At 52.7% G+C, this 23,095-nt stretch carries 20 protein-coding genes; 9 read left to right on the top strand and 11 right to left on the bottom strand.

What is annotated here, in order from left to right:
• Position 1 precedes the first annotated feature (1 nt).
• From RAHAQ2_RS02915 to RAHAQ2_RS02895, 5 genes are all read left to right on the top strand, one after another.
• Positions 2 to 886, top strand: coding sequence for an NAD-dependent epimerase/dehydratase family protein (locus RAHAQ2_RS02915; protein ID WP_014333791.1), 885 nt, complete (start codon positions 2 to 4; stop codon positions 884 to 886).
• 175 nt (positions 887 to 1,061) lie between these two features.
• Positions 1,062 to 2,186 carry a glycosyltransferase family 4 protein gene (locus tag RAHAQ2_RS02910; RefSeq protein ID WP_014333790.1) on the top strand — a complete coding sequence of 375 codons (1,125 nt, stop codon included), beginning with the start codon at positions 1,062 to 1,064 and terminating at the stop codon, positions 2,184 to 2,186.
• Positions 2,183 to 3,133 (top strand): UDP-glucose 4-epimerase family protein, encoded by a 951-nt coding sequence (locus RAHAQ2_RS02905; protein WP_014333789.1) that lies wholly within the window; start codon positions 2,183 to 2,185, stop codon positions 3,131 to 3,133. Before RAHAQ2_RS02910 ends, RAHAQ2_RS02905 begins: the two co-directional genes overlap by 4 nt.
• Before the next feature lie 9 nt (positions 3,134 to 3,142).
• A complete protein-coding gene (locus tag RAHAQ2_RS02900; RefSeq protein WP_014333788.1) occupies positions 3,143 to 4,147 on the top strand; it encodes an MraY family glycosyltransferase in 1,005 nt (334 codons plus the stop codon).
• Positions 4,147 to 6,081 (top strand): polysaccharide biosynthesis protein, encoded by a 1,935-nt coding sequence (locus tag RAHAQ2_RS02895; RefSeq protein ID WP_014333787.1) that lies wholly within the window; start codon positions 4,147 to 4,149, stop codon positions 6,079 to 6,081. Before RAHAQ2_RS02900 ends, RAHAQ2_RS02895 begins: the two co-directional genes overlap by 1 nt.
• A gap of 111 nt (positions 6,082 to 6,192) precedes the next feature.
• On the opposite strand, the gene gdhA is transcribed toward RAHAQ2_RS02895, so the two are convergent.
• The 5 genes from gdhA to RAHAQ2_RS02870 form a co-directional block, all read right to left on the bottom strand.
• A complete protein-coding gene (gene gdhA, locus RAHAQ2_RS02890; protein ID WP_014333786.1) occupies positions 6,193 to 7,536 on the bottom strand; it encodes an NADP-specific glutamate dehydrogenase in 1,344 nt (447 codons plus the stop codon).
• 113 nt (positions 7,537 to 7,649) lie between these two features.
• Positions 7,650 to 8,135, bottom strand: coding sequence for a methylated-DNA--[protein]-cysteine S-methyltransferase (locus RAHAQ2_RS02885; RefSeq protein WP_014333785.1), 486 nt, complete (start codon positions 8,133 to 8,135; stop codon positions 7,650 to 7,652).
• A 63-nt stretch (positions 8,136 to 8,198) separates the two neighbouring features.
• Positions 8,199 to 8,897: an acid phosphatase gene (locus RAHAQ2_RS02880; RefSeq protein WP_014333784.1), complete on the bottom strand. Its 699-nt coding sequence runs from the start codon at positions 8,895 to 8,897 to the stop codon at positions 8,199 to 8,201.
• Positions 8,898 to 8,967: 70 nt separating this feature from the next.
• Complete coding sequence (locus RAHAQ2_RS02875; protein WP_014333783.1) at positions 8,968 to 9,405, bottom strand: DUF2000 domain-containing protein; 438 nt, start codon at positions 9,403 to 9,405, stop codon at positions 8,968 to 8,970.
• A gap of 51 nt (positions 9,406 to 9,456) precedes the next feature.
• Complete coding sequence (locus RAHAQ2_RS02870) at positions 9,457 to 10,296, bottom strand: AraC family transcriptional regulator (RefSeq protein WP_014333782.1); 840 nt, start codon at positions 10,294 to 10,296, stop codon at positions 9,457 to 9,459.
• A 564-nt stretch (positions 10,297 to 10,860) separates the two neighbouring features.
• Between RAHAQ2_RS02870 and RAHAQ2_RS02865 the strand changes: the two genes are divergently transcribed.
• Positions 10,861 to 11,118, top strand: a complete 258-nt coding sequence (locus tag RAHAQ2_RS02865; RefSeq protein WP_014333780.1) for a helix-turn-helix domain-containing protein — start codon at positions 10,861 to 10,863, stop codon at positions 11,116 to 11,118.
• A gap of 237 nt (positions 11,119 to 11,355) precedes the next feature.
• Here RAHAQ2_RS02865 and malM read toward each other — a convergent pair whose 3' ends face one another.
• The 3 genes from malM to malK form a co-directional block, all read right to left on the bottom strand.
• Positions 11,356 to 12,252, bottom strand: coding sequence for a maltose operon protein MalM (gene malM, locus RAHAQ2_RS02860; RefSeq protein WP_014333779.1), 897 nt, complete (start codon positions 12,250 to 12,252; stop codon positions 11,356 to 11,358).
• 230 nt (positions 12,253 to 12,482) lie between these two features.
• Positions 12,483 to 13,781 (bottom strand): maltoporin, encoded by a 1,299-nt coding sequence (locus tag RAHAQ2_RS02855; protein ID WP_169314500.1) that lies wholly within the window; start codon positions 13,779 to 13,781, stop codon positions 12,483 to 12,485.
• 26 nt (positions 13,782 to 13,807) lie between these two features.
• The gene (gene malK / locus RAHAQ2_RS02850; RefSeq protein ID WP_014333777.1) at positions 13,808 to 14,917 is read right to left on the bottom strand and encodes a maltose/maltodextrin ABC transporter ATP-binding protein MalK; all 1,110 of its coding nucleotides are present in this window, start codon (positions 14,915 to 14,917) and stop codon (positions 13,808 to 13,810) included.
• A 366-nt stretch (positions 14,918 to 15,283) separates the two neighbouring features.
• Here malK and malE point away from each other — a divergent pair, with 366 nt between their 5' ends.
• From malE to malG, 3 genes are all read left to right on the top strand, one after another.
• A complete protein-coding gene (gene malE, locus RAHAQ2_RS02845) occupies positions 15,284 to 16,483 on the top strand; it encodes a maltose/maltodextrin ABC transporter substrate-binding protein MalE (protein WP_014333776.1) in 1,200 nt (399 codons plus the stop codon).
• A gap of 71 nt (positions 16,484 to 16,554) precedes the next feature.
• Complete coding sequence (malF, locus tag RAHAQ2_RS02840; protein ID WP_014333775.1) at positions 16,555 to 18,099, top strand: maltose ABC transporter permease MalF; 1,545 nt, start codon at positions 16,555 to 16,557, stop codon at positions 18,097 to 18,099.
• Positions 18,100 to 18,112: 13 nt separating this feature from the next.
• Entirely contained in the window at positions 18,113 to 19,003 is an 891-nt protein-coding gene (malG, locus tag RAHAQ2_RS02835; RefSeq protein WP_014333774.1) for a maltose ABC transporter permease MalG, read from the top strand.
• A gap of 121 nt (positions 19,004 to 19,124) precedes the next feature.
• Here malG and RAHAQ2_RS02830 read toward each other — a convergent pair whose 3' ends face one another.
• The 3 genes from RAHAQ2_RS02830 to malQ form a co-directional block, all read right to left on the bottom strand.
• Positions 19,125 to 20,468: a type II toxin-antitoxin system HipA family toxin gene (locus RAHAQ2_RS02830; RefSeq protein WP_014333773.1), complete on the bottom strand. Its 1,344-nt coding sequence runs from the start codon at positions 20,466 to 20,468 to the stop codon at positions 19,125 to 19,127.
• Positions 20,458 to 20,799: a helix-turn-helix domain-containing protein gene (locus tag RAHAQ2_RS02825; protein WP_014333772.1), complete on the bottom strand. Its 342-nt coding sequence runs from the start codon at positions 20,797 to 20,799 to the stop codon at positions 20,458 to 20,460. The genes RAHAQ2_RS02830 and RAHAQ2_RS02825 overlap by 11 nt, the downstream gene beginning before the upstream one ends.
• Before the next feature lie 200 nt (positions 20,800 to 20,999).
• Positions 21,000 to 23,090 carry a 4-alpha-glucanotransferase gene (gene malQ / locus RAHAQ2_RS02820; RefSeq protein WP_014333771.1) on the bottom strand — a complete coding sequence of 697 codons (2,091 nt, stop codon included), beginning with the start codon at positions 23,088 to 23,090 and terminating at the stop codon, positions 21,000 to 21,002.
• Positions 23,091 to 23,095 lie beyond the last annotated feature (5 nt).

Raw genomic sequence — 23,095 nt, 5'->3', positions numbered from 1 at the left:
TATGACTCAACGTGCGCTGATCACTGGCTTAAACGGTTTTACCGGCCAATATATGGCCAGGGAACTGGCAGACGCCGGTTATGAAGTACATGGTCTTGAAAACCTGGCAGCTACAGCTGCCGGGAATCGTCAAGTTGATCTCTGCGATCCAGAAGCCGTTCGTCAGGCTATCCGCGCGATAAAACCTAATATCGTTGTACACCTGGCAGCGATCGCATTCGTGGCGCATGGTAATGCAGATGATTTTTATCGCGTCAATCTCATGGGGACCCGCAATCTCTTAGCGGCACTATCTGAAGTGGCAGAGGGGATTGATTGCGTACTGCTCGCCAGCAGCGCCAATGTTTATGGCAATCGTACCGGGGGGATCCTCACTGAGGAAAGTTTACCAGACCCGGCTAATGATTATGCTGTCAGCAAATTGGCGATGGAATACATGGCGAAGTTGTGGATGGATAAACTGCCCATCGTAATTGCGCGGCCATTCAACTATACGGGTGTAGGCCAAAGTGAAAACTTCCTGATCCCGAAAATAGTCTCGCATTTTCGTCGAAAGGAACAACGCATTGAGTTAGGAAACCTTGATGTATGGCGTGATTTTAGTAATGTTCGCTCCGTCTGTAATGCTTATGCAAACCTTATAAAAATGCGCCCGGTTGGACAAACTTTCAATGTTTGCTCTGGGGTGGGGACGTCACTGAGAGAAGTTGTTTCGGCTTTGGAAACTTTGGCTGGGTATCAGATTGAATTAAACGTTAATCCTGCATTCGTCAGAGCCAATGAAGTCAAAGTATTGACTGGAAGTGCTGAACGCCTGAATTCAGTCATTCCTGACTGGAAACCTATCACACTGGAAGAAACACTCCGGTGGATGTATTCGATATGAGTGACAAGACAGAGATGGTTTTATCATCTCTGTCAACTGCCAACCTCGACAACCACCTTAAAAATCAAATGGTTACCCCCTGACCTGAAAATCCGGGCTTCCCTCCGGGAATGTCAGATTTTGCAGCAGAGCGAGGATCAATTGTTTCAACCTCATAAGGGAACACAGGTTACGAATGCGTATTCTTCATTTTTTTAAAACCTACTACCCTGTTGCGTTTGGCGGTGTTCAGCAGGTTATTTACCAGTTGGCCGAGGGCGCTTGTCGCAATGGAGCCGAGGTAGATGTACTTTCTCTCACAGAAGAGAAAACAGCTCATGTTGGAAAAATAGGCTACCATAACGTCCATACTTCTAAACAGGACCTGTATATCGCCTCGACAGGATTTTCTTTGTCTGCATTCAAAGATTTCCGCCGGCTGGCTGAGCAAGCCGACGTGATCCACTACCACTTTCCCTGGCCCTATATGGATCTGGTGCATTTTATGGTGCGCCCTGATAAGCCGACGGTGGTGACCTATCATTCGGACATTGTAAAACAGAAGAATTTGTTACGTCTGTATCAACCTTTGATGCGCCGTTTTTTAAATGACGTTGATGCTGTTGTCGCCTCCTCGCCAAACTATGTGCAAACCAGCCCCGTTTTACAGTCGCTGAAGCGCCCTGTAGATGTCATACCTTTTGGTCTGGATGATTCATCTTATCCAAAGGCTCCGGTATCGGTGACAGAAAAATGGCAGGCATTACTCCGGGGGCGGTTTTTTCTTTTTATTGGTTTCCTGCGTTACTACAAAGGCCTTTCTTATCTTCTTGATGCAATTGCCGGTCTGGATTATCCGCTGGTGATCATCGGAGAAGGCCCGTGCGAGCAGGAACTGAAAGAACAAGCTGAGCGGTTAAAATTAAAAAATATTCATTTCGTCGGTGCCGTCTCTGACGAAGATAAATGCGCTTTGCTTGAACTTTGTTACTCCGTAGTATTTCCCTCTCATTTACGTTCGGAAGCATTCGGGATGACCCTGCTTGAAGCGGCAATGTACGGGAAGCCTATGATTTCTTGCGAGATTGGTACAGGCACCACCTTTATCAATCTGCATAAGGAAACAGGGCTTGTCGTTAAACCTACAGACCCTGTTTCCTTGCGCGCCGCACTTGTCGAACTTTGGGAAAACCCTTGCGCAACATCGCAGATGGGGCAGAATGCGAAAGCCAGGTTCGATCATATGTTTACCGCTGAACGAATGGTCGAAAGCTATATGTCGCTTTACAAAAAAGTGATCGCGGAGCATCCGCAGAAATGAGCAAAAATCTGGAAACTAAGTCGGTATTAGTGACAGGCGCAAATGGTTTTATTGGACGCGCCATTGCGAAGAGTATTGAAACAGCAGGCATGACAGTCCGACGCGCAGTACGACGCAATTATCATGAGCCTACCGCCTGGCACAGTCCCGATCTTGATGAATTTGCTGACTGGTCCGAAGGATTGTCTGGCATTGATTGCGTGATCCACTGTTCTGCCCGTGTACACCAAATGCAGGAACAGACGTCAGACGCATTGGCTGAGTTCAGGAAAGTGAACACCAGCGGAACGCTGACCCTGGCAAAACAGGCTGCGGCTGCCAGCGTTTCCCGGTTTATTTTTTTAAGTTCTTGCAAAGTTAATGGTGAAGAGACGGTCAAAGGAAGCCCCTTTCGCGAAGCAGTTCCAAGACCACCGCAAGATCCTTATGGCCTGTCAAAATATGAAGCTGAAACAGGTTTGCTCGATATTTCAGCATCGACCGGAATGGAAGTTGTCATCATCCGTTTGCCACTCGTCTATGGTCCTGATGTGAAGGCCAACTTTGCGCTACTCATAAAAATTATCTCACTTGGCATCCCGTTGCCATTTGCTAGCATTGATAATCGGCGTAGCTTATTGGCATTAGATAACCTTTGCCACTTCATCCTCCACGTCATAAATCATCCTGCTGCTGCAGGTGAAGTTTTTCTGATAGCTGATGAACCTGCGGTATCAACATCGACATTAATTAAGATGATTGCCCGAGCGAAGGGAAAGCCTGCCCTGCTTTTCCCCTTTCCAATTACTTTGTTAAAAGTATTGGCGACGATCACAGGCAAGAGAAAGGCGGTGGCTCGTTTGGTTGGTTCACTGGAACTGGATACCGGCAAAACTCAGGTTTTGCTGGGATGGCATCCCCCTTTTAAAACTGATGAAGCACTTAAAAAAATATTTAATAATGGATAATGCTGCCGTATGTTCCTTTCTATTTTGTTGATGAGTGTGTTGATCTCCTGGTTATTAACTGCTGTGTTTCGTCGATATGCGATTCGCCATCAGGTGATGGATATTCCCAATGCCCGCAGTTCACATAACGTCCCGACGCCCCGCGGCGGCGGTATGGCTATAGTGATATCCTTTTCACTTGTTTTACTGTTGTTTGTCGGAACCAACCCTATCTTTTCATCCCTGTGGCTGTGGATAATGCTGCCGCTTCTGCTGATTGCCGCCATTGGCTTTATCGATGATCACCATTCGCTGTCCCCCAAATTCCGTCTTATCGTCCAGTTCTTCGCAGCCGCTCTGATCCTGTTCGGTATAGGCCACATTCCGGCCTTATCACTGGCGAAATGGATAATCACTCCTGACTGGTGGCTCTGGGGAATATTTGCATTTGGACTGGTATGGCTTATCAATTTATACAACTTTATGGATGGCATCGATGGTCTGGCCTCAGGAGAGGCGATCACAGTTTGCCTTGGCATCGCAGCGCTACACTGGACAGAAGGAGACACCGACGCAGTCACCTATATCGCCTTACTATTAGCAGCAACTTGCTCAGGATTTTTCTACTGGAACCGGCCTCCTGCTAAGATTTTTATGGGCGATGGTTGCAGTGGTTTTCTGGGGCTGGCTCTTGGCGCGCTGATGCTGATAGATGCATTAAAGGATCCGGAGCGGTTATGGGCATGGCTGATATTGCTGGGTATTTTTGTTGTCGATGCAAGCTGGACTTTGCTGACGAGATGGCGGCAGGGTGATCGGCTGAGTGAAGCACACAGATCCCATGCTTTTCAACACGCGGCTCAACGATGGGGGCATAGTGCCGTCACGGCCAGCAGTGCTTGTATCACTATAGTATGGCTCATGCCTATCGCGTGGTTAGTATTCTCTGGCAGATGCTATGGTCTCGTAGCTGTAGTGATAGCATATGCACCTTTATGTGTTCTGGCGAAACGATTGAACGCAGGAAGAAAGTGATGAACAAAAAATCAGTGCCCGCGCTTATGTGTTTTCATCTGTTAGAACTCCTCGGCTCGATGTCCCGTTTCGGTAAGCGCTTTATTTCGGTAATCGCTGACATTCTGATGATCTCACTGGCCTTCTGGGGCGGCTACTGGGTCAGGTTAGATGATGCATTCCCCATTACCAGTATTAAGCACTGGGTGTTACTGTTGGCTTTAAGCGTGTTTAGCGTGTTTGTTTTTGCGCGGCTTGGGCTCTATCGGGCGGTGTTACGCTTCGTCAGTTTTCGCGTACTCTGGACCATTGCGTTGGGCACTGGGGCATCAACGCTATTTCTCGTAATGAGTTCCTTCTATTTCAGTGTCTTTCTTCCCCGAACGGTAACTATTATCTATTTCGCCTTTATGGTGTTGTTTGTGGGTGGCGTTCGTCTTTTTTTCCGTGCCCTGCTGAACATTACCAGAGTGGTACGGACACCTGTGATTATCTACGGCGCAGGTGCAGCAGGCCGCCAGTTACAAATGGCGTTACTTCAGGGGAATGAATTTTATCCTGTCGCCTTTGTTGATGATGACACGGCAACGCATGGCTACCAACTTCAGGGGGCTTCAGTCCACCCCCCTTCACAAATTCCTGCTTTGCTGACTCGCCATCATGCTGAGAAAATTTTACTAGCAATGCCCAGTATTTCCCGTTCGAGACGCCAGAATGTTTTACAGTCTCTGGAGACATATCCCTGTGAAATTCTCTCAATACCTGGAATGTCTGATCTCGTCAATGGCGTAGCCACCATCAGTGAATTGAGGTACGTCTCCATTGAGGATCTCCTTGGACGTGTTCCCGTAGAGCCTTTTGATGAACTGATGAATGCCAATATTCATGGAAAATGCGTTATGGTTACAGGGGCCGGGGGTTCCATTGGCTCCGAATTATGTCGCCAGATCATTGCCTGTCGCCCTTCCCGACTGGTGCTTTTTGAACTTTCTGAGTATGGCCTATATACCATCCATGCAGCATTGACTGAACTTGATAGTGAAGTAGAGGTCATTCCCCTTCTGGGTTCTGTACAACGTAAACGCAGGCTGGTCACTGTCATGAAACGGTTTGCCGTTGACACTGTTTACCATGCTGCAGCTTATAAGCATGTCCCTCTTGTTGAATACAATGTTGTCGAAGGTATAAGAAACAATGTATTTGGCACATGGTATTGCGCACAAGCGGCACTTGAGGCTGGCGTAAATAATTTTGTATTGATTTCTACAGATAAATCTGTGCGTCCGACAAACACCATGGGTGCCTCCAAGCGACTGGCAGAATTAGTATTACAGGCGCTAGCAAAGGAAAACCATCACACCAAATTTTGTATGGTCCGCTTCGGAAACGTATTAGGATCCTCCGGTTCTGTCGTCCCGTTATTCAGGGAACAAATTAGCCGTGGGGGACCGGTAACCGTTACCCATGAGGATATTATTCGCTATTTCATGACCATTCCCGAAGCAGCACAGTTAGTAATTCAGGCAGGGGCTATGGGAGAAGGCGGAGATGTCTTTGTACTGGATATGGGGAACCCGGTGAAAATCATGGATCTTGCCAAACGAATGATTCGTTTGAGCGGTCTCACAGTGAAAGACAGCGAGCACCCTGATGGGGATATTGAAATAAAAGTGACAGGTCTGCGTCCTGGTGAAAAGCTCTATGAAGAATTGTTGATCGGAGGAAATGTCAGTGACACTCCGCATCCGCGCATTCTTAAAGCCATGGAACTGGATATGCCATGGCCATTGCTTGAAGGCAAATTACGTGAGCTTGATGAGGCCTGTCATCTCTTTCAGCATGAAAAAATTCGAGAATTGCTGATGGAACTTCCTTTGCTGTTTATTCCTAAAGATGAAATCTGTGACCTTGTCTGGGCGGCAAGTACCTTCGCAGAACAACATGAGTCTGCTTAACGTCTCTGTCTGCATTATAGCTCGCATAAAAAAGCCACCTGTACGAACTGCCCCCTTAAAGTTGGACGGTTTATCAGGTGGCTTTGTTGTTTCTGAAACCTCAATTCGGGCTTACAGCACGCCCTGCGCCAGCATGGCATCGGCCACTTTCACAAAACCCGCAATATTCGCCCCGCGCACATACTGCGTCTGCTGGCTTTCGCCGCCGTACTCGACGCACGACTGGTGAATATCCAGCATGATGTGACGCAAACGCGCATCGACTTCGTCGGCTTTCCAGCTCAGACGCGCGGCGTTCTGCGCCATCTCCAGCCCTGATGTCGCCACGCCACCCGCATTCGCCGCTTTGCCCGGCGCGAACAACACGCCTGCATCGGTGAACAGATCAGTCGCTTCAATCGTTGTCGGCATATTCGCGCCTTCGGCTACCGCTTTCACGCCGTTGGCGATCAGCACACGCGCCGCTGACGCATCCAGCTCATTTTGCGTGGCGCAAGGCAGCGCGATATCCACTGGCACATTCCACGGTTGCTGGCCTTCAAGATACGTCAGCCCGAGTTTTTGCGCGTAATCGGCCACGCGGCCGTCGCGGCTGGCTTTGATTTCCGTCAGCAGCGCCAGTTTTTCTGTCGTAAAACCGGCTTCGTCAACCACGGTGCCGCTGGAATCGGATGCGGTGATCACGCGCGCACCCAGTGACATGGCTTTTTCAATGGCATATTGCGCGACGTTGCCGGAACCGGACACCGCCACACGCATGCCTTCAAAATCCAGGCCATGACGTTTAAGCATCGATTCAGTGAAATAGATCAGGCCATAACCGGTGGCTTCCGGGCGGATCAGACTGCCGCCGAACGACAACCCTTTGCCGGTGAACACACTGGCGGTATTGTTGGAGAGCTTTTTCATCATCCCCGCCATATACCCGACTTCACGCCCGCCAACGCCGATATCACCCGCAGGCACATCAGTATCCGGCCCGAGATGACGGTAAAGTTCCAGCATCAGTGCCTGACAGAAACGCATGATCTCGCCTTCGCTTTTGCCTTTCGGGTTGAAATCGCTGCCGCCCTTGCCGCCGCCCATCGGCAATGTGGTCAGCGCATTTTTGAAAGTTTGTTCGAAGCCAAGGAATTTGAGAATCGATAAATTGACCGACGGGTGGAAGCGCATCCCGCCTTTATAGGGGCCGATGGCTGAACTGAACTGTACTCGCCAGCCACGGTTAACCTGCACCTGATTTGTGTCATCCACCCACGCGATACGAAACTGAATGACACGTTCCGGCTCAACCAGACGCTCCAGCAATGCGGAACGGCGGTATTGCGGATGTTGTTCGAGGAAAGGCCATAGCGTGGTCATGACTTCACGTACGGCCTGGGAGAATTCGACCTGATGCGGGTCGCGTTGCTGAACTGAGGATAAGAACTGTTCGAGGGATTGAATCTGATCCATTAAGGTAAAACTCCGTCTGTAAGTGATGTTGTCTTTTTTATTTACTGCTTATTTTTTGACTATGCATCGACTGACAACCGGACATCAAGCAATTTATTCCCCCATAAAAAACCTTACGATTTACGGCCTTCCAGCCTCAGTAATAACAACTTGTTCTCCAGTCCGCCGGCAAAGCCGGTTAATTTGCCGGAAGAACCGATCACCCGGTGACAGGGTGCTACGATAGAAATCGGATTACGACCATTGGCAGCGCCCACGGCGCGAACCGCTTTCGGGCGGCCGATGCGGCGGGCGATGTCGCCGTAGCTGCGCGTCTCACCAAACGGAATTTCCAGCAACGCCGCCCAGACTTCCTTCTGGAATGCGGTGCCGGTGAAATCAAGGTCCAGCTCAAAGCACGTGCGTTTACCCGCGAAATACTCGTTCAGCTGTTGTTCGGTTTTCAGCAAAATCGGAAACGCCGGGTCTTCCAGCATTTCACCCAAAGGCACGCGCCCGTCGATTTCACATTCCCACAAAATGGCGGTCAGCTTGTCGCCTTTCGCCGCCAGTGTGAGTAACCCGACCGGTGATGCCATCCGCTTGAATCTGTATTCCATCAGTCCCTTCCTCTGCAAGTTTTACGTTCCATACTTTACCGGAAAGGCAGAAACTGACGAAAATTATTTCAGGCCAGATTGGGCGCGAAGTTCCGCTTTCGCCGCGTCGAATTCGGTTTTGAAATCTGGCTGTTCTTCCATTTTCTGAGCAATCAGCGCGGCACCGGTGCGGCTCATGACGGTATCAGAACGGTAATGGAAACCAGCCACCAGACGGTTTTCGGCATAACCGGATGCACGGGCAAACAGCGCATTGCGTTTTTCCGGCACCATTTCGCCCAGCACCGTCGCCATCAGATAACCGATGGTGGAATGACCGGAAGGCCATGAACCGGATTTAGACTTTTTCAGCAGCGGATGAATTTGTTCATCCAGCATATAAGGACGCGGACGGTTAAACGCTTTCTTGGCGTGATCGTCCACCACGTCTTCTGTCGCCACAATACGCTCAAACAGCGCGGCGGTTTTCGGCAGTTTCTCGGCATCAAAGCCCGGCCCCATCACATCGGCAAAACGCCAGACGTTTTCTTGCGCATCAGCAATCGCCGCTTTTTCCTGCTCCGGCGTGCGGGTGGCCTGAATTTGGAGCAATTCTTTCAGCTCCGCTTGGGTCTGCGCCGAATCATCCGCCGGTGGCGCTGGCAGATATTGGGTCAGATCCAGTTCCTGACTGGTGATAAAGGGTTTGGCTTCTTCAGTAGCCTGAACAGCAAAGGTGGAACCCAGAGTGAAAAGCAGCAGAGCGACGAGGGACTTACGCACGGTGAAACTCCTGATATTAGTTTGAATATCAGGAGAATAGAGAAGAAATGTGACGCTTAAATGACAGGCATCAGCCCAGTAATCCCAGTTTGCCGGTCAGCTTACGCACCACTTTTTTATTCCCCGCCAGCGCGATGCCGAGCAGTTGCAGGTTGTTGGTCGGCACAACCGATACCGCTTCGCGAAAGGCGGCGTAATCGGTGGTTTGCTGTCCTTCGACCGGGAAAATAATGCCGTCCATTTCATCGTCATTTAGCAGATGCTGATGAAGTTGTGTGAGTTGTTGAGCATCAGCGACTAACACGCTGATACCAATCGGGATCAGCCCCGGATGTTCGCGGTTATCGGCATCAATCAGCGGTGCGCCCACCAGCGCCGGATGGCGTTGTCCGAGCGTCAGCGCCAGGACCGCGGCGGCATTGGCGGCATGTCCTGCGGCAAGTTGCTGATTGATGACAATCACGCAGCGTTCAGGGGACGAGGGCAGAGTTGTTGCGGTGGTATTCATGATGACAGGCTCCGGTTCAGTTGAAATCAGAGCTTAACCTGTCACTTTTTCTCAATCTGGAAGATTTGTGCACAGACGCCGGTAATGCGCTGGCGTGAGCTGATATGCACGGCGGAACCAGCGCCCGAGATGGCTCTGATCGGCAAACCCTAAATCGGCGGCCACCGCTGCCGGTGTACGCCCGAGCGCCAGTCCTTCACGGGCGCGGGTCAGTTTCAGCTGAATAAGATAGGCATGCGGCGGCAATCCGAATTCAGCTTTAAACGCACGGCTGACCACAAAACGGCTTTCACCGGTTGCCGCCGCCAGTTGTTCGAGGCCGACATCTTCATGCAGATGGGCATGCAGATATTCCCGCGCCTGATGCGCCAACCGTGACCACGGCGCTTCGCCCTGAATTCGCGGCGGTTGCCAGGTGAGATGGCCGCCCAGCGCACCGAGCAGGCTATCAAGCGCAGTCTGGCGCACAATGCGCAGATCCCTGCCATGCAGCGCCTGAAACGCCCGCGAGGTCGCCTGCGCCAGTTGCGGATCCTGCGCTAAGGTATTTTCAAAACTCGGATCACCAGCAGAAGAGAGCGAATCACGCCGCGCCGCCAGTTCACGGCTCAGCCATTGCGGATCGAGATATAACATGTGATAGGTGAAACCGCCGGGCTGCACGGCATCGCCGTCATGAATTTCGCCCGGTTCGAGCATAAAAACTTTACCCGGCAGGCTCTGATGTTTCTGGCGGCGACAGCTGAACTGCTGCAAACCGTACTGGGTAACGCCGACCAGATAGCTGTCATGCCAGTGAGGATCGTACGCATGGCCTTCGAAATGGGCGTGGATCGTTTCGATCCCGCTGTCTTTATCTTTCGATAAGTCGACCCAGTTTGCAGACGCCATACATCCCCCGCTGAATGAATTAACAACAGGGTAACAAATAGGCGGAGGAAAAAGAAATGAAGACAAACGGGTTTCGGGATGACCAGGCTCGGGCGGCTCCCTCCCCTGCGAAAGGGAGAGAGATACACTGCAACTCCCTGCAACAACTAAAATTTCTCTGGAAAGCAACCCCCAATACGCCACTTAACCGGTTGGTTTAAGACGCCTATTTACGCTATAGTCGCGCCGCTGTGGAAAAATCCGTGGCCGGGATTTGCACCCCGGAAACTATAAGGGCGCACTTGATGATATGCATTGAGTGTCAATGCTTGTGCACACCTATTGTTTGCGCAGTATAAATACTGTACTCACAATATCAATGGTGGCTCAGGCAGGGCTGACTTCGGTCAGGCCGGTGTCCTTGTAGGCCGGTAGTGCAAACCCTGTCTGAGCTATCACCATGAGATTTGCACCTCCGGTGATAGTCGTCACGACTACAAGGAGATGTATCAATGAAACTGCCACACAACCCTACTTTCCTGCCCTATCTCGTTCCTGTTCAGTCTTTATCACGAGCATTCAATTATGACTAGTCACGACTGGCATCCGGCCGACATTATTGCTGCATTGCGCAAGAAGGGCACCACGCTGGCAGCCGTCTCACGTGCGGCTGGTCTGAGTTCATCGACGCTTTCGAATGCCCTTTCCCGCCCATGGCCAAAAGGCGAAATGCTGATTGCTCAGGCCATTGGTGTACAACCTTCGCTTATCTGGCCGAGCCGGTATTTTGATCAGGAAACGATGACGTTTATTGAGCGAAAAATCAGGATACGGGGAAAATAAAACTCGGGCGGCTCCCTCCCCTGCGAAGGGGAGGGCTGGGGTGGGGTATTAAGGTCAAAATCAAAAAGTTAAAGTTTTTTTAAACAAGGTGTTAGCCCTTAAAACCCCCTCCCAACCTCCCCCTTCGCAGGGGGAGGAGCTAAGAACCGTCTGCTTTCTCTCCTGCACTTGCAGGGGGAGGAGCTAAAAACCGTCTGCTTTCTCTCCTGCACTTGCAGGGGGAGGCGCTAAGAAAACTTAGTGCTTCACGCTTTCGATAAAGGTTTTACGGGCGGTTTTGGAACCCAGACGTTCGGCTTCGTCCAGCAGTTTCAGGGCTTTATCGACGTCCCCGGCTTTCACTGCTTTCTTAATCGCGTCATTGAAGTAGGTTTCTGAATCGCTGAGCATTGGCTCGCTCGGTTTTGCCGGTGCTGCGGCAGGCGCAGGCGCTTGTGTGCTGCCGACGACGACCGGTGTAGCGGCGGCTGGGGCGGAAGACGGGAAGATCTGACCAATCATCACGTTACCGGTTTTCTGCTCGGCGGTGACTTTCAGGCTCAGCGTACCGGTCGGGGTATGACGGGCAATCGGATCCGGGATATCCGGCACCGCATTACCCACGCCAGCGGCGAAGGCTTTCGCCGGGTTGACCATTTGTGTGGTAGCGGCCAGATCCTGACGGGTGGTGTACACCAGCAGATAAATTTGTTTCTGACCCAGCGCTGGCGTCAGTTTCAGTGTGCCTTCCAGACGGTCACTCGAGACGATGCCCGGTTTCTGATACGGGAAATAGCTGGAAGGATAAAACGCTGCCGGACGCATCTGCTCATCCAGCACCAGAACATTTGGCGCATACACGGTTTTACCGGTCGCGATACTGGTCAGTGTAATTTCAAGCGAGCCACGATCGGCGGGCAACGCGAATGCGCCAACAGCCCCCTGGATCTCACCCTGATTAATTTGAGAGCCGGAAGTCCCCAGCGTCACATCCTGCGTCACTGGCGGAACCAGCGGCGTCCATGAAAGGTTGCGTAAGGTCTGGCTGGAAATAGCCGGTGCCGTATTCGCATCATTTTGCGCAGCATTCACTCCCGCAGGGACAGCAGCCAGCAGGCTCAGCGACAGACACAGTGACAGCAGATTCTTTTTCATTATTGGTTCCTTTGAAATCACCATGAAGGCTGGCGGTCATCAGCGATAATCCGCCAGCCAGCACATCTTCTTTACTGCGTTTTTTTAAAGCTTACATTGCCATTTTTCCAAACTCTTTCGGGTTGCCGGAAGGCGGCAAGCGTCCAAGTCCCCGGGAGCGCAGACAACTACGTGACCGGGGCGAGGACGCGCAGCCAACGCATCGGCAGCGCGAAGGAGGAAGGAAAAAATTACCACCAGATTTCCATTTGTGCGCCGAAGGTCACTTCGTCGTCATTACCACGGCTGAATGTTCTTGTGCTGGTGTCATTCATCGCTAAGCCATTGCTTGTGCCGCTGTCGGTGTCGTAGCCCCATTTTTCATCCCAGTTCGCATAGGTTGCGAACACACGGATGGCCGGACGTGACCAGATGCTGTCGCCTGCCTGCCATTGTTGCGCCAGGGTGACTTTGTACTGACCGTTTTTGTCGCCGGTACGCTGGGATTTCACGTTGTCGTAACCGACTTCCAGCAAGGTGCTCATGATCGGCGTCCATTTGTACATCGGACGAACACCGACGGTGTACCAGGTGGTGCCGTTATTGTTATCGCGGTCAACGTCCTGATACATCGCCACGTACATCAGGCTCCAGGTATCGTTGAAGTCGATCGCACCGTGGTCGAGCACACGTACCATGCTGCCGTTGTTGTTGATGGCGGCACCATTGGAGTGGCCGTTCGCCGCGCCCTGACCCGGATCGGTCATGGAATCAGACGCATATTGCAGCACGAACTTGTTGTAACCGTTATAGATGCTTTGCGTATGTTCTGCGGTGACCAGGAAACCGTCTTTGGTGGCGTCGTCAGCCAGTGTGTAACCGTCACGCGCATTGGCACGACCGTAATCCACACCTAACTCCAGCACGCCGCCCGGGTTAGTTTGCAGACCTGCCAGACGGACGTCGAATACGTCGTTGGAGGTTGGCACTTCGTCACGCTGGTCAGCGATATAACCGTACGAACCGCCGCTTTCGGTGTTACGGGTGGCGGCCAGAGACAGTTTACCGAAGCCCAGATCGATATCTTCCAGACCCGCACCAGGACCTGAAATGTCCCAGTAGTAGAAGTCGATCATGTGAACGTCATGACGCTGGTAGAAACGCTTACCGGCCCAGATGGTGGAACCCGGCAGCCATTCGATCAGGTTCTTACCCTTCACGTTTGCTTCGCGGAAAGCCGGATCGGTTGACTCCCAGTCGTTCTGTTGAGAAACGGAATACGCCACGTTGGTGTCGAAGTAGAAGCTCTTATCCCCTTCTTTCCACACTTCCTGACCCAGTTTCAACTCTGCATACGTCTCGCATTCGTTACCGAGACGGTATTTGCTGTCTGCACCTGTTGCTTTGAAACATTGCTGTTCGCCGCCGCTGCCGGTCCAGCCAATACCCGAACGGGCATAACCTGTGAAATCTACCGCCATTGCTTGTGTAGAAAGGATGCCAGCAGCCACTGCCAGCGCCAGGGAAGAACTACGCATTGTGATCATCATTTTCTCCTGTAGGGGATCGCGTGCTTTCAAACACCAGGTTCGGGGTGTAACCGCCGACATGCCGTTCCGTCTTCGCGGAACAGATGGCAGCGGTGTGGCGGCAAACCGATGGCGAATGTTGCACCTTCTTCTACCAGCACCACGTCGTTCTGGCGGTACACCAGGTTCTGACGAATTGCCGGAATTTGGATGTGGATCTGTGTTTCGTTACCCAGTTGCTCGACGACCTGCACTTCGCCGGAAAGCGTCACTTCAGCGACGTCGCTTGGCAGAAGATGTTCAGGACGGATACCCAGTGACAGGTTGCTGCCGACTTTTACATCGCTCCCCTCCACCGGCAGCCATACTTGCTGGCGGTTTGGCAACTCAACCTGCACGCGAGCAGGCTCAGCACCAGTGACTTTCACCGGCAGGAAATTCATTTTTGGCGAGCCGATAAAGCCGGCGACAAAGCGGTTGGCAGGATAGTGATACAGCTCGAGTGGCTTACCGACCTGGGCGATATGTCCGGCATCGAGCACCACGATTTTATCGGCCAGCGTCATCGCTTCGACCTGATCGTGGGTCACATAAATCATGGTGCGTTTCAGGCGCTTATGCAGGCGTGAAATCTCAATGCGCATTTGCACACGCAGCGCGGCATCTAAGTTAGAAAGCGGCTCATCGAGCAGGAACACCGTCGGCTCGGCAACCAGCGTACGGCCAATCGCCACGCGCTGACGTTGTCCGCCGGACAGCGCTTTCGGGCGCCGGTCCAGCAAGTGCGCCAGTTGCAATACTTCGGAAACCTGATTCACCCGCTGGTTGATCTCGGCTTTTTTGGCGCCGGCCAGCTTCAGGCCAAAAGACATGTTTTCTGCCACGGACAGATGCGGGTAAAGCGCATAAGACTGGAACACCATGCCGATGCCACGATCGGCCGGTGGCACTTCGTTCATACGTTTATCGCCAATCTTTAATTCACCGGACGTGATGTCTTCCAGACCTGCAATCATGCGCAGCAGAGTGGATTTACCACAGCCGGACGGCCCGACGAACACCACAAACTCGCCTTCTTCTATTTCCAGATTGATGTCGCTGGAAATCACGGTGTCGCCAAAGGCTTTGTACACGCTGTTAAGGGAAACGCTCGCCATCCTGAACTCCTGTACTTGCTGCCAGCGAGAAAACTCAATGCAACGGAGAGTGAAGGATTAGCCGGTTACCGTAATCATCCGTAACAAAGTTTTTCATGGGGGAGGAGCAGGGAGGATGAAGGTTTCCCACAACCGGATGAAAGTTCACAGCAAAAATCAAATTCGTGATCTGAATGGCAAAAAACGAACCATATTTTTGAGTGATGAACCACATAACGCCTGAGAGTGTCGGCGGGATCACATTCTGAGAGGCGGGGGCGTAGAGGGGGGGATGATGAAGCGCTGACGGGTTGAATCCACACTGGCGTCGTACCCTGTCTTTTCCGTCTCAGACGATAAAAAAACCGACTACAAAAGGATTGGATTATGACCCTCAGCATTAAGAAGATTGTTAAACACACACTGGCACTCTCGGCGCTGGCTACGCTGGTGTTGTCATCTTCCGCGTTCGCCAAGATAGAAGAAGGAAAGCTGGTCATCTGGATCAACGGTGACAAGGGCTATAACGGCCTGGCGGAAGTCGGTAAGAAATTTGAAAAAGACACCGGCATTAAAGTCACGGTAGAACATCCGGACAAGCTGGAAGAAAAATACCCGCAAGTGGCAGCTACCGGCGGCGGCCCTGACATCATTTTCTGGGCGCATGACCGTTTTGGCGGCTACGCACAATCCGGCCTGCTGGCTGAAATCAGCCCGGACCAGGCCTTTAAAGACAAACTGTTCCCGTTCACCTGGGATGCGGTCACCTTCAACGGCAAGCTGATCGGTTATCCGGTGGCGGTTGAAGCGCTGTCACTGATTTACAATAAAGACATCATTAAAGAAGCGCCAAAAACCTGGGAAGAAATCCCGGCGCTGGACAAAGAACTGCGTGCCACAGGCAAGAGCGCCATCATGTGGAACCTGCAGGAACCGTACTTCACCTGGCCAATCATCGCGGCTGACGGCGGTTATGCGTTCAAATATGAAAACGGCAAATACAACATCAAAGACACCGGCGTGAATAACGCAGGTTCGCAGGCTGGTCTGCAATTCATCATCGATCTGGTGAAAAACAAACACATCAACGCCGACACCGATTACTCCATTGCTGAAGCCGCCTTTAACAAGGGCCAGACTGCGATGACTATCGACGGCCCGTGGGCGTGGTCAAACCTCGACAAGAGCAAAATCAACTACGGCGTAACGCTGCTGCCAAGCTTCCACGGCAAGCCGTCTAAACCGTTCGTCGGCGTGCTGACAGCCGGTATTAACGCCGCCAGCCCGAACAAAGAACTGGCGAAAGAGTTCCTGGAAAACTACCTGATCACCGACGACGGTCTGGCTGTCGTGAACAAGGACAAACCGCTGGGTGCCGTGGCGCTGAAGTCTTATCAGGAAAAACTGGAAAAAGACCCGCGCATTGCCGCCACCATGGCGAACTCGAAGAACGGTGAAATCATGCCAAACATCCCGCAGATGAGCGCCTTCTGGTATGCAGAACGCAGCGCCATCATCAATGCGGTGAATGGTCGTCAGACCGTTCCGCAAGCCCTGAAAGATGTAGAAACCCGCATTACCAAGTAATGCCAAAGCATTAGCTTAATGAACGGTGCGCAACTCACGGGTTGCGCACCGCCACCACAAGGATTGTCCTTATGCCAAGAGCCAAAAAACGGCCGTTCAGTAATGCGTTCAAATGGCTGATCATCGCCCTGCTCGCCTGCCTGACCGGTTATCTGATCGTGCTGATGTATGCGCAGGGCGAAACTCTTTTTGCCATTCTGACCCTGATCCTCTCCGGCGTCGGCTTATACATTTATGGCAACCGCCGCGCCTATTCGTGGCGCTATGTCTACCCCGGTCTGGCCGGGATGTTGTTATTTGTGCTGTTCCCGCTGGTCTGCACCATCGCGATTGCCTTCACCAACTACAGCAGTACCAACCAGCTGACCTTTGAACGGGCACAGTCTGTTCTGATGGGGCGGGAATTCCAGGGCGGCAAGGCGCTGAATTTTGCGCTCTACCCTGCCGGTGATAAATGGCAACTGGCGCTGACGTCGCCGGATAACAGCGAAACGCTGGTTTCTCCGCCTTTTGCTTTCGATGCTCAGGCACCGCAAACGCTGGACATGCTGCCGCAAACCGCGCCATCGGCTGAAAAAGCCGGGCTGCGGGTGGTAACACAAAACCGTCTGGCCCTCGGTCTGATCTCAGCAAAATTACCCGACGGCGAAACACTGCGCATGAGTTCCCTGCGCCAGTTCTCCGGCACGCAGCCGCTGTACAAACTGGGTGAAGATAAGAAGCAACTGACCAACGCACAAACCGGCACGATTTACCGCCCGAATATGGACAGCGGTTTCTATCAGGCAGTGAATGCGCAGGGCGAATGGCAGGCAGAAAAACTCAGCCCCGGCTTTACCGTCGGCATCGGCTGGGGCAACTTCCTGCGCGTATTGCATGACGAAGGGATCCAGAAGCCCTTCCTGTCGATTTTCGTCTGGACCGTGGTGTTTGCGCTGCTGACCGTGGTGCTCACCGTGGCGGTCGGTATGGTGCTGGCCTGTGTGGTGCAGTGGGAAGAGCTGAAAGGCAAAGCGGCGTACCGCATCCTGCTGATCCTGCCTTATGCCGTCCCGGCGTTCATTTCGATTCTGATTTTCAAAGGGTTATTCAACCAGAGCTTCGGCGAAATTAACCTGATGCTCAGCGCGCTGTTTGGCATCAAACCGGCATGGTTCAGCGATCCGTGGACCGCCAAAAGCATGATCATTATCGTCAACACCTGGCTGGGTTATCCGTACATGATGATCCTGTGCATGGGCCTGCTGAAAGCGATCCCGGATGATCTTTACGAAGCCTCGGCAATGGACGGCGCGACGCCGATGCAGAACTTCTTCCGCATCACGCTGCCGCTTTTGATCAAACCGCTGACGCCGCTGATGATCGCCAGCTTCGCGTTTAACTTTAATAACTTCGTGCTGATCCAGCTGCTGACCAACGGCGGGCCGGACATGCTCGGCACCACCACGCCAGCGGGTCATACCGATTTGCTGGTCAGCTACACCTACCGCATCGCCTTCGAAGGCGGCGGCGGACAGGACTTCGGGCTGGCGGCAGCGATTGCCACGCTGATCTTCCTGCTGGTGGGTGCGCTGGCTGTCGTGAACCTGAAAGCCTCACGCATGAAATTCGACTAAGGAGAAACAGACAATGCCCATGGTTAAACCTAAGTCGCAGAAAGTCAGATTACTGATCACGCACCTTTTACTGCTGTGTTTTCTGGCGCTGATCCTGTTTCCGCTGCTGATGGTGTTCGCCATCTCGCTGCGTCCGGGTAACTTCGCCACCGGCAGCCTGATCCCGGATCAGGTGTCGTGGGATCACTGGAAACTGGCGCTCGGCATCGCGGTCACCAACAGCGACGGCAGCATCACGCCGCCGCCGTTCCCGGTCATGCTATGGCTGTGGAACTCAGTCAAAATCGCCGGGATCACCGCCGTCGGCATCGTCGCCCTGTCCACCACCTGCGCCTATGCTTTTGCCCGCATGAAATTTCGCGGTAAAAGCTCGCTGCTCAAAGGGATGCTGATTTTCCAGATGTTCCCGGCGGTGCTGTCGCTGGTGGCGTTATATGCCCTGTTTGACCGCCTTGGCATGTACGTGCCGTTCCTCGGGCTAAATACCCACGGCGGTGTGATCTTTGCGTATATGGGCGGTATCGCCCTGCACGTCTGGACCATTAAAGGCTATTTCGAAACCATCGACGGCTCGCTGGAAGAAGCCGCCGCGCTGGACGGTGCCAGCCCGTGGCAGGCGTTCCGGCTGGTGCTGCTGCCGCTGTCCGTGCCGATTCTGGCGGTGGTATTTATTCTGTCATTCATCGCGGCCATTACCGAAGTACCGGTGGCGTCTTTACTGCTGCGCGATGTGAACAGCTACACCCTGGCGGTCGGTATGCAGCAATATCTGAACCCGCAAAACTACCTGTGGGGCGATTTTGCGGCAGCCGCCATATTGTCCGCCATCCCGATTACGGCCGTATTCCTGATTGCTCAACGCTGGCTGGTCGGCGGCTTAACGGCGGGCGGTGTGAAAGGTTAACGGTAAGGCTAATGCGCTTTGTAATACTTGATCAATTCCCTGTGTCTTGGGCGGCTGAATAAGCCGCCTTTTTTTATTACATCCTCTGAATTCTAACAATGAACTCAATCATTTATAAGACTTAATCGCAAAGCCCAAGCTCTTTTCCTCCGATTTCACGAATATGCCTGAAGGCACTTTTTACCGAATCAATATCCTGCCCGCCTACCGCAAATTCCTCGAAACAATTTCGCCATTCGCGAACCGCTTGCCACACAGAATCAATTTCATTGATAGCCAGCTGGCGGCTGAGGCCAAAACGCTCAGACCAGGAAACCGCATTAATCAACGTGGCTTCCCGGCCAAACTGGCCCACACCTAAATGAAGAAGACGAGAATAAGTGCCACTTGGGCGCGGAACAACGTCATATAAAGGGCTGAGACGCCATGCCAGAGAAACAGATTGCGGGGGTTCCTGACACGCAGAAACTGCAAACTGAGCGGGTTCATCCATCAGAATAAAACCATGATTTCTTAAATGATCGTCGTCGTTGTTAATTAAAATGTTAAATATCATGCGCTTAAACAGCTCAGTTAAATCCTGCTGAAGAAACTTTGCGTTCAGATGCATTCTCATGGCATCAGCCATATCCGCATAACTGCTTTTCGGCGAGTCCATCTCATGTAAGTCCATGAATGTCAGCGCGGAATTAAAATGGCGTCGTCCGACAAACTCACCACTCCCCACCCGGTCAAAGCGCTTTATCAGCATGGCAAAATGGTTATCACCCACTTCTTTCAATTGTGTAGGGGGAACATGCAGGCCGGCAGCACGTGCCAGCTCCAGCGTTGCTCTTTCCACCGTAGGAATGTTAAGCCCACGATCATTTGGGGATGAAAATTTGGCCAGCCAATGTGTGTCGTCATCATCCAAAAGGGTAGCTTTTGGACGCATTCCCCCCATACTTGAACCTGCATCAAGAAGATTGTGTAAGTTTGCCGGTACCGGAAGCCCTTGTTCAACACGGTCGAATGCATCCTGAATATACCCAAGCGAGCGAATATCACTGGATTGAGTCAGTGCTCTGGTGGCCTCACCATCAGCGGTAATATTCAGAGCACCAACCCGATTAGCGCCTGCCTCCAGCAAGTAAACAGACTCTGGTAAAGAATTGGCTGGCATCCGGTTTTTAGCTTCTATCACCCGCCGCCCCCAGGAGTCTGGTGCAGCATCGCGGATCCCCCCAAATAATGAGATATTGGCAGGGAAAAGCTCCATTCGGGAAACATCCCGGCCATTCAGAAAATTCAACGATATCGGATCAATTTCAATCGCGCCGTTTCTTTTCAAATACTTCAAACCGTAAATGAAACTACAGGAGAGTACTTCGGCTCCCGCTTCAGTCATTTTAAGTTTTCCTGCCGGAACAGCTTGTGAGGCTCCGGGTAAAAAGGCGTGAACCAGTAATGTGCTTTCAGAAGTCATAATCTTTAAGTTCCCTCTCGGATAATGCACGGGCGCGCTGAGGTCTGATTTTCTCATTCATCGAATGTACGACATTGTCTTCCCCTGATAAGAGGTCGGCCAAAGTTACCCCCGGACGAATGGCATCGAGATAACGCAGAATTTGTCCTATTGCGACACTTGTATCTCCATTCTCAATCCTGCTGACAGTATTTCTGCCAAGGTTAGCTCGCACCGCTGCTTCGGATTGTGTCATCTTTCGCGCAATCCGGCTTTCAGCAAGCAAACGTCCCATTTCGCGGAGTTGCTGCAAAAGATTTTCCGATACCAGCAAAGATTGAGAACGTTTCATATTGCACCTTAAAATAAACATTATGTCATTAGTGATTACTTTAAGGTGCAATGGAAACTAAGCAAGATAAAGTTTGAAGTGCTGCGGAAAGCCTGACCGCAGTCTATATCCGGGGTTTGTTATTGGTTGATTTATAAGTACAAATAAAAAAGGAGCACTCCCTCACGGCAGCACTCCCTTTTTCACTTCCTTTTTAAACCTCAGCTTACCGAGACTTTCCGGCGGCGTTTATCAAGGTCTTTAATCAGCTTATTCACCTGCTCGTCGGCGAACATCTCTTCGAGCGTGTGGGAAAGCTTACGGCGCCAGTTCGGGTATTCGTCGCTGGTGCCGGGCACATTGACCGGCGCGCTCATGTCCAGCCAGTCTTCCGGTTGCAGGCCGAGCAAGGCGCAGGCGCTGTCGGCAACGTAGCGTTGCAGGCCACGGTTCAGTACCGGCGTCATTTCCATCAGCGCGGCTTTATGCCCGGTTTTCTGCGGGATACAACCGTAATGATGCAGGCCATCGAGCAAACCCTGACGTGCGCGGGCGCGGTCAGCGTACAACGCCTCTAAAACAGCCTCGTCGCGGTACAAACCGAGGGATTTGCCCAGCGCCAGATCGTCGCTTTGCCAGTAGCCGCGCAGCGTCGGCAGGTCGTGCGTAGTAATGGTCGCCATCGCCTGCACCGGATACGACTGCGGCGCGCGGAAATTGTTTTCCTCGTCGCGCTCGAAATACAGCACTTTGTAGGAATACACGCCGCTTTCGCGCAGCTTACTGACGATCTCGACCGGTACCGTACCCAGATCTTCGCCGATCACCATGCAGCGGTGACGCTGGCTTTCCAGCGCCAGGATCGCCAGCAGATCGTCCACAGGGTATTGCACATACGCGCCTTTATCCGCCGTTTCACCAGCCGGGATCCACCACAAGCGCAGTAACGTCATCACATGATCGATACGTAACGCGCCGCAACTGGTCATGTTGGAACGCAGAAGATCGATAAACGGCTGATAGCCGCGCCTTACCATTACATGCGGATCCATCGGGCGCAGATCCCAGTTCTGGCCGAGCGGGCCGAGAATATCCGGCGGTGCACCCACCGAGGCCTTCAGGCAATACAGTTCGCCGTCGCCCCAGGTTTCGGATCCACCTGCGACCACGCCGACCGCCAGATCACGGTACAGCCCCATCGGCATCTCGTGCTGCTGGCTGGTGTGATAACACTGCGTAAACTGGGTTTCCGCCAGCCATTGCAGCCACAGATAAAACTCCACATCCTGCGCATGTTGTTCGCAGAATGCCCGCACAGCCGGGCCACGGGCATCATGATATTTTTCCGGCCAGCGGTTCCAGCCCAGCGCCACATCACTTTCTTTCGCCAGATACTCGTACAGTGCGTCAAATGCGGCCTGCAGATACAGGCTTTCGCCGCCCTGTTTGACGAAATTGCGCAGGGATTTCACCTGCGGATCCTGCGCCTTACGCTCCAGGAAGTGTGCGTAAGCCAGCCGTAATCCTTCTAATTTCAGTGGCATGACGTTAGCGTAATCCACCCAGTCATTGGCGCGCACCGCCTGCAAACGCTGTTGCGTCAGCGGCTGATGCCACCACTGTTGCGCCGCGTCGCTCAGCCTGAAATCTTCTACCGCACTGACGTCGATATAAATCACGTTCAGCCAGCGGCGGGATGACGGGCTGTAGGGGCTGGCTGCCACCGGATTGGCCGGATACAACGCGTGGATCGGATTAAGCCCGACAAATGCGCCGCCGCGTTCGGCGACGTTTTTCAGCATCAGATTGAGATCGCCGAAATCACCGATGCCCCAGTTATTTTCCGAGCGCAGCGTATAAAGCTGCACGCAGGCGCCCCACAGTTTTTTACCGGCCAGCAGCGCATCCGGTTCGTAACAGCGTTTCGGCGCGACAATGATCCGGCAATCCCACTGTTGCTCGTCTTGCGTCAACGTCAGCTGGTGATAACCGGCAGGAATTTTACCCGGCAGCGCCAGCGTCATTTTGCCGCTGATCCGCCCTTTTTGCGTCGCGCCGCTTTCCTGTTTCAGTGTCCAGGCATATTCACCTTCACCGCCGACCGGCAATGCCAGACGGCTGCCGGTGACAAACACTTTGACCGGGGGCACCGGCGTGGCAACCGGGCGGCGGTTCGCCGCCACCCAGCCCATCGCCGATAACAGTTCACGCTTGGTCTCGGGGGCGATTGCCTGCTGTTTGCCGTGCGCGTTAATAAAACCAGAGGAGATCCCCGCCTCCCTGGCAGCCTGCTCCAGTGCTTTGTTCTCCATGCGGG

The organism is Rahnella aquatilis CIP 78.65 = ATCC 33071, from assembly GCF_000241955.1.
GTDB classification, from domain to species: domain Bacteria; phylum Pseudomonadota; class Gammaproteobacteria; order Enterobacterales; family Enterobacteriaceae; genus Rahnella; species Rahnella aquatilis.
The sequence above is the reverse complement of the archived record's forward strand: the minus strand, read 5'-3'. Positions and strand labels throughout refer to the sequence as shown.

Excerpts from the sequence above, each read along its gene's own strand:
- RAHAQ2_RS02915 (WP_014333791.1), top strand. The coding sequence starts at position 2 with ATGACTCAACGTGCGCTGATCACTGGCTTAAACGGTTTTACCGGCCAA.
- RAHAQ2_RS02910 (WP_014333790.1), top strand. The coding sequence starts at position 1,062 with ATGCGTATTCTTCATTTTTTTAAAACCTACTACCCTGTTGCGTTTGGC.
- RAHAQ2_RS02905 (WP_014333789.1), top strand. The coding sequence starts at position 2,183 with ATGAGCAAAAATCTGGAAACTAAGTCGGTATTAGTGACAGGCGCAAAT.
- RAHAQ2_RS02900 (WP_014333788.1), top strand. The coding sequence starts at position 3,143 with ATGTTCCTTTCTATTTTGTTGATGAGTGTGTTGATCTCCTGGTTATTA.
- RAHAQ2_RS02895 (WP_014333787.1), top strand. The coding sequence starts at position 4,147 with ATGAACAAAAAATCAGTGCCCGCGCTTATGTGTTTTCATCTGTTAGAA.
- gdhA (WP_014333786.1), bottom strand. The coding sequence starts at position 7,536 with ATGGATCAGATTCAATCCCTCGAACAGTTCTTATCCTCAGTTCAGCAA.
- RAHAQ2_RS02885 (WP_014333785.1), bottom strand. The coding sequence starts at position 8,135 with ATGGAATACAGATTCAAGCGGATGGCATCACCGGTCGGGTTACTCACA.
- RAHAQ2_RS02875 (WP_014333783.1), bottom strand. The coding sequence starts at position 9,405 with ATGAATACCACCGCAACAACTCTGCCCTCGTCCCCTGAACGCTGCGTG.
- RAHAQ2_RS02870 (WP_014333782.1), bottom strand. The coding sequence starts at position 10,296 with ATGGCGTCTGCAAACTGGGTCGACTTATCGAAAGATAAAGACAGCGGG.
- RAHAQ2_RS02865 (WP_014333780.1), top strand. The coding sequence starts at position 10,861 with ATGACTAGTCACGACTGGCATCCGGCCGACATTATTGCTGCATTGCGC.
- malM (WP_014333779.1), bottom strand. The coding sequence starts at position 12,252 with ATGAAAAAGAATCTGCTGTCACTGTGTCTGTCGCTGAGCCTGCTGGCT.
- RAHAQ2_RS02855 (WP_169314500.1), bottom strand. The coding sequence starts at position 13,781 with ATGATGATCACAATGCGTAGTTCTTCCCTGGCGCTGGCAGTGGCTGCT.
- malK (WP_014333777.1), bottom strand. The coding sequence starts at position 14,917 with ATGGCGAGCGTTTCCCTTAACAGCGTGTACAAAGCCTTTGGCGACACC.
- malE (WP_014333776.1), top strand. The coding sequence starts at position 15,284 with ATGACCCTCAGCATTAAGAAGATTGTTAAACACACACTGGCACTCTCG.
- malF (WP_014333775.1), top strand. The coding sequence starts at position 16,555 with ATGCCAAGAGCCAAAAAACGGCCGTTCAGTAATGCGTTCAAATGGCTG.
- malG (WP_014333774.1), top strand. The coding sequence starts at position 18,113 with ATGCCCATGGTTAAACCTAAGTCGCAGAAAGTCAGATTACTGATCACG.
- RAHAQ2_RS02830 (WP_014333773.1), bottom strand. The coding sequence starts at position 20,468 with ATGACTTCTGAAAGCACATTACTGGTTCACGCCTTTTTACCCGGAGCC.
- RAHAQ2_RS02825 (WP_014333772.1), bottom strand. The coding sequence starts at position 20,799 with ATGAAACGTTCTCAATCTTTGCTGGTATCGGAAAATCTTTTGCAGCAA.
- malQ (WP_014333771.1), bottom strand. The coding sequence starts at position 23,090 with ATGGAGAACAAAGCACTGGAGCAGGCTGCCAGGGAGGCGGGGATCTCC.